The following is a 13,052-nucleotide window of genomic DNA, read 5'->3' as shown; positions in this document are numbered from 1 at the left end:
GCTGAGCGGGCCGGACGGCCAGCCGCTGGAAAAGCTGAGCGACGTGCTGCAGCACTACATGCGCCAGTCGGAGCAGCTCGAGAGCACGCTGGTGCTGGCGGCCAACGACCAGCTCGCGGCGGGCCTGCTGATCCAGCGCCTGCCCATCGAAGGCGAGGGCAACCTCGAGGCGGGCGCTAGTTCCGGCGTCGTGCGCGAGGAGATGGAAGAGGCCTACAACCGCATCAGCATGCTGGCCGCCACCTTGACGGCCGAGGAGCTGCTGACGCTGGACAGCGACACCATCCTGCGCCGGCTGTTCTGGGAGGAGACGGTGCGCCGCTTCGACCCGCAGTACCCGCGCTTCGCCTGCACCTGCTCGCGCGAGCGCGTCGGCCGCATGCTGCTGGGGCTGGGTCGCCAGGAAGTGGACGAGGTGCTGGCGGAGCTGGGCGGCGTCGAGATCGGCTGCGAGTTCTGCGGCAACCACTACGTCTTCGACGCGGTCGATGTCGGCGAGCTCTTCACCGACCCGCAGAACCAGGCTCCGGGCTCCAGACAGGTCCAGTGAGCTTCAGCGCGGATCCTGGTCCACGCGGATCACGCGATCCAGCGCGGTGGCCTTCACCCGCCCATTGCCCTGGGCCTTGAAGTAGGCCTCCAGGGCCTCGACGTCCATCGGCCCGGTCTGCAGGAAGCGGGCTTCGGTGAAGGTCTTGAAGCTGTCCCCACCGACCTGCAGGAAGTTGTTGATGGCGACGCGGACCTTCTGCTCGGGCGCGATCACGCGGCCGTCCAGCGTCATGCTGCCGGGCACCACGCGCGACCCGACCGGGCGGCGCTTGTCCCAGCGGTAGCTGAAGCCCTGCGAGGTCTGCAGCGGCAGCCACTTGGCGTCGCCGGCCCACCACTGTTCCTCGAGCGCCCGCTGCAGCTGGGCGCCCGACATCTCCACGACCACCAGCGCGTTCGAGAACGGCAGCGCCGCGAACAGGTCGCCGAAGGTGACGCTGTCGTCCGGACGATGGATCAGGCCGGTGCGCACGCCGCCGACGTTCTGGAAGGCGACCTGCGCGCCGCCGTTCTCCGGCGCGCGCGTCGCGGCCAGCATCGCATCGGCCACGAGCTGGCCCATCGTCGTGCCGCCGCCGTCGCCGCGGTCATCGCCTTCCTTGCTCAGCGCCTGCGCCAGGAAACCGACCCGGCGCTCGATCAGCGGCTGCGCCACCTGCTGGTAGCTGCTGATCAGCAGGGTCTGGCGCGGGTCCCTGGCGGTCTCCGGACGCACGATCACGTTGTTGGCGCGGGCCTCGGTCAGGGCGCCGGTGGCGCGGTCCAGCGTCAGGTCGATCTCGGTGACCAGGGTGCCGTACTTGTCGCCGCTGGTGACCAGGCGGCCGTCGATGCGGCAGTTGTAGGCGCGGTGCGTGTGGCCCGACACGATCAGCCCGACGCGCTTGTCCAGCTTCTTGACGATGTCCACGATCGGCCCGGAAATCTCGGGGCAGTCGTTGATGCCGCCGCTCGGGTAACCGCCCTCGTGGATCAGCACGACGATCGCATGCACGCCCTGGCGCTCGAGTTCGGGCACCAGGCGGTTGATGGTCTCGGCCTCGTCGTCGAAACGCAGCCCGCGGATGCCGGTGGGACTCACCAGCTCCGGCGTGCCCTTCAGCGACAGCCCGATGAAGCCCACCGGCACGCCGTCGAAGCGCTTGATCGCGTAGGCGGGCAGCACCGGCTGGCCAGTCTTCTCGTCGATGGTGCTGGCGGCCAGGTACTGGTACTTCGCGCCCTTGAACTCGGTCGGCCCTTTGCAGCCGTCCTTCGGGTGGCAGCCGCCGCGCTGCTTGCGCAGCAGTTCGGTGATGCCCTGGTCGAACTCGTGGTTGCCGACCGAGGAGATGTCCAGCCCCATCAGGCCCAGCGACTCGATCGTCGATTCGTCATGGAACAGCGCCGACAGCAAGGGGCTGGCGCCGACCAGGTCACCGGCGGCCACGAACACGTGGTTGGGATTCTTCGCCTTGAGCTGCGCGACCAGCGTCGCCATGCGTTCGGCGCCGCCGGCCTGGAGCGTGATCGTCTTCGCCGGGTCCTGCGGGTCGGGCAGCTTGATGCCGCCGGCCGGGGGCAGCAGGTTGCCGTGGAAATCGTTGATCGCCAGCACCTTGACGGCGACCGTCCCGGTGGCGGCCTTGGCCGGCGCCGCCGGCGCGTCCAGCGTGGGTGGCAGCGGCGCCTGGGGGCCGGTCGAGTTCAGCGAGCCGCAGGCGGCGAGCAGCGCCGCGCTCAGCAGCATCGACAGCGCGCCCAGCGGGCGGCGCACGGAAGGACGGGTCATCGGGAAGGCTCCTGGGGCGCCGGATCAGAGGATCGCAAATGTTTGCGGTCCGGAACGCGGCGGATTGTGCCTCGCCCGCGTGGCCGGATCGTGAGGGGCGCGTTCAGGCGCGCGGCTGGCGTTCCAGGAGGCGGGCGGCGTGCTCGCAGGCCGGGTCGTCGCAGCGTTCGCAGCGCCAGTCGCCGCCCAGCTGTTCGCCGCGCTGCAGCAGTCGGCCGAAGAGCCCGTCCTCGCGACCGAGGTGCGGACGCAGCAGCGGCCCGAGCGCGTTGAGCGCCTGCCGAAGTCGCTCCGGACCGGCGCCCGACACCAGGCTGTAGCCCAGGCCCGCGTCGCGCAGTGCGCGCCGCAGCAGGCGATCGGTGGGCTGCTGCGCATGGGGGCCGTCGCGCAGGCCGTCGCCGACCCACGGCAGGTCCAGCGCCATCAGCAGGGTCGCATCCATGCGGGCCTGGATGCGCAGCGCGAAGGGATGGAGCGAGGTGTCGCCGAAGAGCTGCTCGCTGTAGACCGCGGTCATCAGCGGCGTGGTGTCGTGCAGGACCAGGTCGTGGTCGGCGGCGGCGGCCTCGGCGCGGCGCCACTGTTCCTCGGCGATCGAGCGCTGCTCGTCAGGGCGCGGGGTGCGGCCTTCGCGCTCACACCACTCGCGCAGGAATTCGCCCACCAGCGCGCAACGCAGCCGCGTCTGCGACCGCAGGTGATCGAGCAGGTCCACGCCGAGCTGGCTCTTGCCGGTGCTCTCGGCGCCGACCAGGGCGATGTGCAGCGTCATGGGCGAGGGCCTGCGAGGACGACGGCGGTCGGCCGCGGGATCAGGCGGCGACCGTCGCCGGCCGCAGCTGTCGCTGCCACGCGCGCCAGCCGGCCACCGACATCGGCACGAACACCGCGTACAGCACCACCGTCAGCCAGTAGCCCTTCAGCGCGAAGAGCCCGATGCTGACCAGGTTGACCATCACCCAGACGGGCCAGTTCTCCTGGTACTTCCGGCCCAGCAGCCACTGGCCGGTGATGCTGGCCACCGTGGGGAGGGCATCCCAATAGGGGAGGGGGGAATCGGTGCGGTGCTGCAGGAACAGCCCCAGCAGCGGCCAGGCGGCCAGCGTGACCAGCAGCGCGGTGACGCGGCCCTTGGGGCCGAGCGTGCGCACATGCAGCGTGTCGCCCTCGGCGGTGCGGCCGCGCAGCCATTGCCACCAGCCCCACAGCGCCAGCGCGGCGAAGAGCAGCTGCAGCGAGGCCTCGCCGTAGAGCTTGCCGCTCCAGAACAGCAGGAAGTAGAGCAGCGAGCTGGTCAGCGCCAGCGGCCAGGCCAGCACCTGCACCCGCATGTTGCACACGACCATCCAGATCGCGAGCACGAAGGCGACCAGCTCCAGCCAGCTGATGGGACTGCCCAGCGCGGTGAACGCGGGCGCGAGGGCCAGGTTGAGCGATTGATCGAGGGCGGCCGTCAACGGCCCGAGCAGCGCATCCATCCGCGAGAGCATGCAGGAAGTGGGGAAGTTCAGCGGCGCAGCGGGACGAAGACCTCGTCCGGCTTGACCATGCCCAGCTCCATGCGGGCCTTTTCCTCGACCATCTCGAGGCCTTCGCGCAGGTCGAGCAGTTCGGCCTGCAGCTGCGCGTTGCGGGCACGGGCCTTCTCGTTGGCCTCGGCCTGCTCGCGCAGTTCCGCGCGCAGCTGGACACCACGGGCCAGACCGCCCTTGCCGAACCAGAGCTGGGCCTGGATGGCGACAAGGAAGGCGGTGAGGACGATGGCCAGGGCTTTCACAGGCCGCGAGTGTAGCCGCCTCGCGCGGCGGCCCGTGCCCAGGCCGCCCGCACGAGCCCCGGATTCACGGGGATCCGTGGCGTTCGCGACGCATCCGGCAATGCAAAAGGGCGAGCCCGATGGACTCGCCCTTCTTCGTCGCCAGGCGGCCGGACCCCGAGGGGGTCAGATCGCGTGGAGGCTCAGCGCAGGTTGTAGAACGCGGCGCGGCCGGGGTAGACGGCGACGTCGCCCAGGTCTTCCTCGATGCGCAGCAGCTGGTTGTACTTGGCCATGCGGTCCGAGCGCGACAGCGAGCCCGTCTTGATCTGGCCGGCGTTCAGGCCGACGGCGATGTCGGAGATGGTCGAGTCCTCGGTCTCGCCCGAGCGATGCGAGATCACGGCGGTGTAGCCGGCGCGCTTGGCCATCTCGATGGCGGCGAAGGTCTCGGTCAGCGTGCCGATCTGGTTGATCTTGATCAGGATCGAGTTGGCGATGCCCTTGTCGATGCCTTCCTTCAGGATCTTGGTGTTGGTGACGAACAGGTCGTCGCCCACCAGCTGCACCTTGTCGCCCAGCTTCTCGGTGATGTGCTTCCAGCCGTCCCAGTCGCCTTCGGCCATGCCGTCCTCGATCGAGATGATCGGGTACTTGTCGACCCAGGTGGCCAGCATGTCGGTCCACTGCTCGGCCGTCAGCTGGATGCCGCCTTCGCCTTCCAGCACGTACTTGCCGTCCTTGTAGAACTCGCTGGCGGCGCAGTCCAGGCCCAGCGCGATCTGCTCGCCGGCGGTGTAGCCGGCCTTGTCGATCGCCTCCAGGATCATCTGGATCGCGGCTTCGTGGTTCTCGACGTTCGGGGCGAAGCCGCCTTCGTCGCCGACGGCCGTGGACATGCCCTTGGCGTCGATGATCTTCTTCAGCGCATGGAAGACCTCGGCGCCCCAGCGCAGCGCTTCGCGGAACGACGGCGCGCCCACGGGGATGATCATCAGCTCCTGCAGGTCGATCGAGTTGTTGGCGTGGGCGCCGCCGTTGATGACGTTCATCATCGGCACCGGCAGCTGGTTGCCGGCCATGCCGCCGAAGTAGCGGTACAGCGGCAGGCCCGACTCTTCCGCGGCGGCGCGCGCCACGGCCATCGACACGGCCAGCATCGCGTTGGCGCCCAGGCGGCTCTTGTTCTCGGTGCCGTCCAGGTCGATCAGGGTCTTGTCCAGGAAGGCCTGCTCGGAGGCGTCCAGGCCCAGCACGGCTTCCGAGATCTCGGTGTTGATGTGCTCGACGGCCTTGAGCACGCCCTTGCCCAGGTAGCGCGACTTGTCGCCGTCACGCAGTTCGATGGCTTCGCGCGAACCGGTCGACGCGCCCGACGGCACGGCGGCACGGCCCATCACGCCGGATTCCAGCAGCACGTCGCATTCCACGGTGGGGTTGCCGCGGCTGTCGAGGATCTCGCGGCCGACGATGTCAACAATGGCGCTCATGGGAACAGTCTCCAGAAGTGAAAAAACTCGGTCGGCGCGCATGGTGCCAGCAACGGGTTACCTGTGCTGAACAAGCTGCGGCCAGAAAGGGGGACGAAAGAGGGGCGAAAAAAAGCCACCGGGCCGCATCGCCCGTCTGGACGGGGAATGGGCGCGATGGCTGGTGCGGGGCATGGCGAAGGGTCAGACGCCGTCGACGACGACCATGCGCATCACGCCGGCCTGCTGGCGCAGCGACTTCGCATGCTGGTAGGTCTCGGAATCGTAGAAGCGCCGGGCCGCCGCGCGGTCCGGGAACTTCAGCACGACCAGCCGGCTCGGCGTCCAGTCGCCTTCCAGCACCTCGATCGTGCCGCCGCGCACCAGAACCTCCGCGCCATGCTCCTGCATCGCCTTCGTGCTCCATTCGCGGTACTTCGCCATCTGGTCGGCGTCGGTCACGGTCACGTCGGCAATGATGAAGGCGGGCATGGGCGGTGTCTCTTTCGTCGTGGATCGGGAAGTCGCCGGAGGCACGGCCTCTGACGTCAGGCGTCAGGCGTCAGGCGGCCGCGGGAGCGCTGACCTCATGGCCGACCTTGGCCTTGTGTTCCAGCGCGGCCTTGATGAAGGCGATGAACAGCGGGTGGCCGTCCCACGGCGTCGACTTGAACTCGGGGTGGAACTGCACGCCCATGTACCACGGGTGCACGTTGCGCGGCAGCTCGACGATCTCGGTCAGCTTCTCGCGCTGGGTGATCGCCGAGATCACCAGGCCGGCATCCTGCAGCTGGTCCAGGTACTGCTCGTTGGCTTCATAGCGGTGACGGTGGCGCTCGTTGACGACCGGACCGTAGATCTCGTAGGCCAGCGTGCCGGGCTTGACGTCCGAGCTCTGCGCGCCCAGGCGCATGGTGCCGCCGAGGTCGGACTGAGCGGTGCGCTTCTGGATCGAGCCATCCGCGTCCTGCCATTCGTCGATCAGCGCGATCACCTTGTGCGGCGCGTCGGGTTCGAACTCGGTCGAGTTCGCACCGTCCAGCTGAGCCTTGTGGCGCGCGTACTCGATGGTCGCGACCTGCATGCCCAGGCAGATGCCGAGGTAGGGCGTCTTGTGCTCGCGGGCGTACTGGGCGGCGAGGATCTTGCCCTCGACGCCACGCTTGCCGAAGCCGCCGGGCACCAGGATCGCGTCGTACTTGTCGAGCTGCTTGACGTGCTCGGCGTCCAGCGTCTCGGAGTCGACGTATTCGATGTTGACGCGGGCATGGTTGTGGATGCCGGCGTGGCGCAGCGCCTCGTTCAGCGACTTGTAGCTGTCCGACAGGTCGGTGTACTTGCCGCACATCGCGATCGTGACTTCGGTCTTCGGGTTCTCGACCTCGTTGACCAGCATGTCCCAGCGCTTGAGGTCGGTGGACTTGGTGTTGAGCTGCAGCTTGGTGCAGATCAGCTGGTCCAGGCCTTGCTCATGCAGCACGCGCGGGACCTTGTAGATCGTGTTCACGTCCCACATCGAGATCACGCCGTACTCGGGCACGTTGGTGAACAGCGAGATCTTCTCGCGCTCGTCGTCGGGCACGCGGCGGTCGGCGCGGCACAGCAGCGCGTCGGGCTGGATGCCGATCTCGCGCAGCTTCTGCACGGTGTGCTGGGTGGGCTTGGTCTTGAGCTCGCCCGCGGCGGCGATCCACGGCACGTAGGTCAGGTGCACGAACGCGACGTTCGTGGGACCCATCTTCAGGCTCATCTGGCGGGCGGCTTCCAGGAAGGGCAGCGACTCGATGTCGCCGACGGTGCCGCCGATCTCGACGATCGCCACGTCCACCGCGTCGCTCGTACCGTGACCGGCGCCGCGACGGATGAATTCCTGCATCTCGTTGGTGATGTGCGGGATCACCTGGACGGTCTTGCCGAGGTAGTCGCCGCGGCGCTCCTTCTCCAGGACCGACATGTAGATCTGTCCGGTCGTGAAGTTGTTGGAGCGCTTCATCCGCGTGGTGATGAAGCGTTCGTAGTGGCCCAGGTCCAGGTCGGTCTCGGCGCCGTCGTCGGTGACGAAGACTTCGCCGTGCTGGAACGGGGACATCGTGCCCGGATCCACGTTGATGTAGGGATCCAGCTTGATCAGGGTGACTTTGAGGCCGCGGGACTCGAGAAGGGCCGCGAGAGAGGCCGATGCGATGCCCTTGCCGAGGGAGGACACGACACCGCCGGTGACGAAGACGTACTTGGTCATTGTCTTGCAGCGCCTGATTGCGTCCGGATGCGTCGTACCGGACCTCAAAACGCCGTGGTGGTAAAGCGCGATTATAGCGACGCCGTCCTGCCCTTCATTTCGTCGATCAACTCGAGCACCAGTCGGGCCGTGTCGTCGGGACGCTCGAAGGGGTAGAGGTGGGTGCCCTCGAACCAGCGGAACAGGTCCTTGGCCAGGGCCTTGGAGCCAGCGGCCGTGGCCTGGCGCAGTTCCTCGGATTGCGTGCCCGCGACGAAGGCTACTGGGCACTTCGGCGCGTGGCGTCTGAGGATGCGCGGCAGGTTGTGCGGCAGCGTGTTGTAGATGCGGGTCTCGATCTCGCGGGTGAAGCCCAGTCGCACCTGGCCGTCGGCGTGGTCGTCGAAGCCGCTGTCGACATAGTCCTTCAGCACGCGCGGATCCCAGCGCGCGAACTTGCTCTTGGACGCGAAATGCGCGTGCACGTCCTGGCGGCTGGGCCATTCGTAGCGGCGCTGGTGCGAGATCTTGCCGGGCGACACCTTCTTGATGAGGCCGGCGGACTTCGCCACCCGCAGGCTGTGCGCGCGCCATCCGTCGACGACCGGTGAATCCAGCATCACCAGCCCCTGGACCAGCGCCGGCTTGCGACACGCCGCCAGCAGCGACAGCAGGCCGCCGAGCGAATGCCCCACCAGCATCACCGGTCCGGTCGGCTTCACCTGGTCCTGGATGAACTGCAGCAGTTCGTCGCGCAGATGCGGCCAGTTGCTGGTGACCGGATAACGCGGGTCGTGGCCGATGCGCGGCAGCGCGTGCACGGTCCAACCCGCGTCGCGCCACACGTCGAAGAGCACGCGGTAACAGCCGGAGGGGAAGCCGTTGGCGTGCGAGAAGACGAGGGTGCGGGAGGGTGCCATGGCGTGGGGCGGCGGGTCGTTGCGGCGGCCGACGGCTCAGGCGCGCGTCGTCGCCAGCGTCTTGAGCTGGTAGAGCGCGGCGAGCGCCTCGCGCGGGCTGAGCGCGTCGGGATCCAGGTCCCGCAGCGCGTCGAGCAGCTCCGAGGGCTCCGCGGCCGAGGCGCCGGGCGCCGGCTCGGGCGGCGGGGCGAACAGGTCGATCTGCGTCTCGCCTTCGGTGGCGCGGGCCTCCAGGGCCTCGAGCGCGGCGCGGGCCTGACGCACCACCGGCGAGGGCATGCCGGCGAGGCGCGCGACCTGCACGCCGTAGCTGCGGCTGGCCGGGCCGGGTTGGATCTCGTGCAGGAAGATGATGTTCTCGCCGCTCTCGACCGCCGACACATGCATGTTGACCGCCTGCGGGTGCTTGGCCGGGAACTCGGTCAGCTCGAAGTAGTGGGTCGCGAACAGGGTGAACGCGCGGCACTTGTCGTGCAGGTGGGTCGCGATGGCCCCGGCCAGCGCCAGGCCGTCGAAGGTCGAGGTGCCGCGGCCGATCTCGTCCATCAGCACCAGCGATTGCTCCGTGGCCGCGTGCAGGATCGCGGCGGCTTCGGTCATCTCCAGCATGAAGGTCGACTGCGCGTTGGCCAGGTCGTCCGCGGCGCCGATGCGGGTGTGGATCGCATCGATCGGCCCCAGCCGGCAGGCGGTGGCCGGCACGTAGGCGCCGATCGCCGCCAGCAGCGCGATCAGCGCGACCTGCCGCATGAAGGTGCTCTTGCCGCCCATGTTCGGACCGGTGATGACCAGCAGCTTGGTGCGGGCGTCGAGCCGGCAGTCGTTGGCCATGAACTCGCCGGCGCCGGTCTCGCGCAGTCGTGCCTCGACGACCGGGTGGCGGCCGCCCTGGATGTCGATGCAGGGATGCGAGACGAACTCGGGGCGGCACCAGTTCAGCGTGGCGGCCCGCTCGGCCAGCGCGGCGAGCACATCCAGCGCGGCCAGCGAGCGCGCCAGCCGGCCCAGCGCCTGCATTTCCTCGGACAGCTGGTCGATGACCAGCTCGTACAGCATCTTCTCGCGGGCCAGCGCCCGTTCGTTCGCCGACAGCGCCTTGTCCTCGAAGGCCTTGAGCTCCGGCGTGATGAAGCGCTCGGCGTTCTTCAGCGTCTGGCGGCGGGTGTAGTCGGCGGGGATCTTCTCCAGGCCGCTGTTGGTGACCTCGATGTAGAAGCCATGCACCTTGTTGTACTGGACGCGCAGGTTGGCGATGCCGGTGCGGGCGCGCTCGCGGGTCTCCAGCGCGATCAGGAAATCGTCGCAGTTGGTCTGGACGGCGCGCAGGTCGTCGAGCTCCTCGTCGAAGCCCTTGGCGATGACGCCGCCCTCGCGGATCAGCGCGGCCGGTTCCTCGGCGATCGCGCGCGTCAGCAGCTCGGCGATGTGCGGCGAGGCGCGCAGGCCTTCGCCCAGCTGATCCAGCAGCGCGGCGCCGGCGGGCACCGTCTGCGCCAGTTCCGGCAGGATCTGCAACGTGGCGCGCAGGCCGGCCAGTTCGCGCGGACGCACCTGGCGCAGCGCGATGCGCGCCGCAATGCGCTCGACATCGGAAACTTGCCGCAGCGCTTCGCGCAGCGGTTCGAAGCCGGTCGTCATCAGCTCGGCGATCGCGTCCTGGCGCGCATGGGCCGTGGCGCGCTCGCGCTGGGGATGCAGCAGCCAGTGGCGCAGCGCGCGGCTGCCCATGCCGGTGCGGCAGGTGTCCAGCAGCGACAGCAGCGTCGGCGAGGTCTCGCCGCGCAGCGTCTGCGTCAGTTCCAGGTTGCGCTGGGTGGCGGGGGGCAGGTCCAGCAGGTCGGTGGCGCGCAGCACCTGCAGCCGCTTCACATGCGTCAGCGCGCGGCTGCCCTGGGTGCTCTCGGCATAGGCCAGCAGGCAGGAAGCGGCCGCGTGCGCGGCGGGCAGGTCCTGGGCGTTCAGGCCTTGCAGGCTGGCCACGCCGAGCTGCGTGCAGAGCTTGCGCAGGCCCAGCGCCGCGTCGAACTGCCAGGCCTGGCGGTTGGTGATCGGCAGCCGCGCGGCGAGCACCGCCTGCGGATGCTTCTCGCGGTCGACCAGCACCTCGGCCGGCGACAGGCGCGCCAGCCACGCGCCGAGTTCGCGCTCGCCACATTGCGCCAGGCCGATCTCGCCCTGCGTCATCGACAGCCAGGCCAGGCCGATGGTCTTGCCCTGGGTCGAGAGCGACAGCAGGATCGCGTCCTGCTTGTCGGCCAGCAGCTCCGAATCGGTGATGGTGCCGGGCGTCACGACGCGTACCACCTTGCGCTCGACCGGACCCTTGGTCGCGCCGACCTCGCCGACCTGCTCGGCGATCGCCACCGATTCGCCGAGCCGGATCAGCTTGCCCAGGTAGGACTCGAGCGCATGCACCGGCACGCCGGCCATGACGACCGGTTCGCCGCCGCTCTGGCCGCGCGTGGTCAGTGTGACGTCCAGCAGCGCGTTGGCCTTGCGGGCATCGTCGAAGAAGACCTCGTAGAAGTCCCCCATGCGATAGAACACCAGCGTGTCGGGATGCTCGGCCTTGATGCGGAAGTACTGCTGCATCATCGGCGTGTGCTGGCTGAAATCGTCGGTCGCGGCGCTGCTCATCGGAGGAGGGAAATGGACAACGCCCTCGGTGGGAGGGCGTCGCGTTGGGTGGCTGGGAAGGGAGTGTAGGGCATGGCCGCACGCGGCGAGAGAGGCAGGAGGCCATGCTAGGTCCGATGCGGCGCGGGCGGCTCGATGCACTTGCGCCAAAAGCGACAAAGCCCTCCAAGGGAGGGCTTCGTGGGGGTGGCGTCAGGAGCGCCGCGGCGGCCGTTCAGGCCGATGGCATCGGGGATGGCGTCAGGCCTCGGCGCCGTCGTCCGACTTCTTGATCCGGACCGGGCCCCGCTTCTTGGGGGCGTCGCCTTCCGCGGCGGCCTTCTTTTTGGGGGCGGGCTTGTCGGCAGGCGTCTCGGTGGCCGCCGCGTCGGCGTCCAGGTCGTCCTGCGAGATCACGCGGGAGTAGGGCGCCAGGATCTGCACCAGCGGGCCGTAGATGCGCGGCGTGCCGGCGACGATCTCGCGCTGGTGCAGGAAGTCCGGCTCACCGGTGAAGTTGCCCACCAGGCCGCCGGCCTCGGTGATGATCAGCGAGCCCGCGGCCACGTCCCACGGGTTCAGGCCGGTCTCGAAGAAGCCGTCGTAGTGACCGGCCGCCACGTAGCACAGGTCCAGCGCCGCGGCGCCGGGGCGGCGCACGCCGGCCACCTGCTGCGAGATCTCCTCGAACATCTTCAGGTAGCGCTTGAAGTTGTCGCCGCGGCGGAACGGGAAGCCGGTGCCGATCAGCGCATCGCTCATGCGGGTGCGCTTGGACACGCGGATGCGCTTGTCGTTGAGGAAGGCGCCGCGGCCGCGCGTCGCGTAGAACAGGTCGTTGCGGGTCGGGTCGTACACGACGGCCTGCTGCACGACGCCGCGGTGCGCCAGCGCGACCGACACGCAATAGAAGGGTAGGCCGTGAATGAAGTTGGTGGTGCCGTCCAGCGGGTCGATGATCCACTGGAACTCCGAGTGCTTGGCGCCGTGTTCGCGGCCGGACTCTTCGGCCAGGATGCCGTGGTCGGGGTAGGCCTGCAGCAGCGTCTCGATGATCGCCTGCTCGGCGGCCTGGTCCACTTCGGTCACGAAGTCATTGGGCGACTTGGTGTTGATCTTCAGGATGTCCAGGTCCAGCGACGCGCGGTTGATGATCGCGCCGGCGGTACGCGCCGCCTTGATGGCGACGTTGAGCATGGGATGGAGGGCGGCTTGCGTCATGCGGGACGATTCCTGTGGAAGAAGTGGACTGGCGAAGGGAAAGAGCAAGCGCCGGACGTCGATGTCGACCAACGTCCGGCGCGGATAATGCGCGATTTTGGCACAGACTCGTGGTTTCCCTTATGCCCCCGGCTGACTCCGGCCTGAACGCAACCCCCCTGGCGTCCGATCCGACACGCTTCGTGCTGATCGAGACCAGCCATCCCGGCAACGTCGGCTCGACCGCCCGGGCGATGAAGGTGATGGGCTTTCGCGACCTGGTCCTGGTGCGTCCCCGCTTCGCGGACGTGCTCAACCAGGAGGAGACCGTCGCGATGGCCAGCGGCGCGGCCGACATCCTCGCCCGCGCCCGCATCGTCGACCGGCTGGAGGACGCGCTGGACGGCTGCACCTTCGTCTGCGCCACCGCGATGACGCCGCGCGATTTCGGTCCGCCGACCCACCAGCCGCGCGAGCTCTTCGCGCGACTCGCCAATCCCGCCGACCCCGCCGACCCCGCCGACCCCGCCGACCCCGCCGACCCCGC

Annotated in this window: 12 protein-coding genes; 2 read left to right on the top strand and 10 right to left on the bottom strand. The window is 69.0% G+C overall.

Annotation, left to right across the window (positions count from 1 at the left end; all coding sequences use genetic code 11):
* Nucleotides 1–550 (top strand): Hsp33 family molecular chaperone HslO (locus FUT87_RS11190; RefSeq protein ID WP_147241061.1); only part of this gene is annotated, 550 nt, incomplete at its 5' end.
* Nucleotides 551–553: 3 nt separating this feature from the next.
* Here the strand turns inward: FUT87_RS11190 and FUT87_RS11185 are convergent.
* The 10 genes from FUT87_RS11185 to FUT87_RS11140 form a co-directional block, all read right to left on the bottom strand.
* Complete coding sequence (locus FUT87_RS11185; protein ID WP_147241060.1) at nt 554–2,323, bottom strand: bifunctional UDP-sugar hydrolase/5'-nucleotidase; 1,770 nt, start codon at nt 2,321–2,323, stop codon at nt 554–556.
* Nucleotides 2,324–2,426: 103 nt separating this feature from the next.
* The gene (locus tag FUT87_RS11180) at nt 2,427–3,098 is read right to left on the bottom strand and encodes an AAA family ATPase (RefSeq protein WP_147241059.1); all 672 of its coding nucleotides are present in this window, start codon (nt 3,096–3,098) and stop codon (nt 2,427–2,429) included.
* Between the two features lie 40 nt (nt 3,099–3,138).
* Entirely contained in the window at nt 3,139–3,804 is a 666-nt protein-coding gene (gene pnuC, locus FUT87_RS11175) for a nicotinamide riboside transporter PnuC (protein ID WP_147241063.1), read from the bottom strand.
* A gap of 29 nt (nt 3,805–3,833) precedes the next feature.
* Nucleotides 3,834–4,103 (bottom strand): cell division protein FtsB, encoded by a 270-nt coding sequence (ftsB, locus tag FUT87_RS11170; RefSeq protein WP_091723656.1) that lies wholly within the window; start codon nt 4,101–4,103, stop codon nt 3,834–3,836.
* Nucleotides 4,104–4,285: 182 nt separating this feature from the next.
* Nucleotides 4,286–5,572 (bottom strand): phosphopyruvate hydratase, encoded by a 1,287-nt coding sequence (gene eno, locus FUT87_RS11165; protein ID WP_091723658.1) that lies wholly within the window; start codon nt 5,570–5,572, stop codon nt 4,286–4,288.
* A gap of 183 nt (nt 5,573–5,755) precedes the next feature.
* Nucleotides 5,756–6,043 (bottom strand): DUF1330 domain-containing protein, encoded by a 288-nt coding sequence (locus FUT87_RS11160; protein WP_147241058.1) that lies wholly within the window; start codon nt 6,041–6,043, stop codon nt 5,756–5,758.
* Nucleotides 6,044–6,113: 70 nt separating this feature from the next.
* On the bottom strand, nt 6,114–7,790 hold the full coding sequence (locus tag FUT87_RS11155) for a CTP synthase (RefSeq protein WP_147241057.1): 1,677 nt from the start codon (nt 7,788–7,790) through the stop codon (nt 6,114–6,116).
* A 71-nt stretch (nt 7,791–7,861) separates the two neighbouring features.
* Nucleotides 7,862–8,689 carry an alpha/beta fold hydrolase gene (locus FUT87_RS11150; RefSeq protein WP_147241056.1) on the bottom strand — a complete coding sequence of 276 codons (828 nt, stop codon included), beginning with the start codon at nt 8,687–8,689 and terminating at the stop codon, nt 7,862–7,864.
* Nucleotides 8,690–8,725: 36 nt separating this feature from the next.
* Complete coding sequence (gene mutS / locus FUT87_RS11145; protein WP_255488616.1) at nt 8,726–11,326, bottom strand: DNA mismatch repair protein MutS; 2,601 nt, start codon at nt 11,324–11,326, stop codon at nt 8,726–8,728.
* A 240-nt stretch (nt 11,327–11,566) separates the two neighbouring features.
* The gene (locus FUT87_RS11140) at nt 11,567–12,526 is read right to left on the bottom strand and encodes an inositol monophosphatase family protein (protein ID WP_091723668.1); all 960 of its coding nucleotides are present in this window, start codon (nt 12,524–12,526) and stop codon (nt 11,567–11,569) included.
* Nucleotides 12,527–12,648: 122 nt separating this feature from the next.
* Here FUT87_RS11140 and FUT87_RS11135 point away from each other — a divergent pair.
* The coding region (locus FUT87_RS11135; protein WP_310735177.1) for a TrmH family RNA methyltransferase at nt 12,649–13,052 on the top strand (404 nt) is incomplete at its 3' end.

The organism is Mitsuaria sp. TWR114 (genome assembly GCF_007997345.1).
Note: the sequence above shows the minus strand (reverse complement) of the source record. Positions and strands in the feature narration are given on the sequence as shown.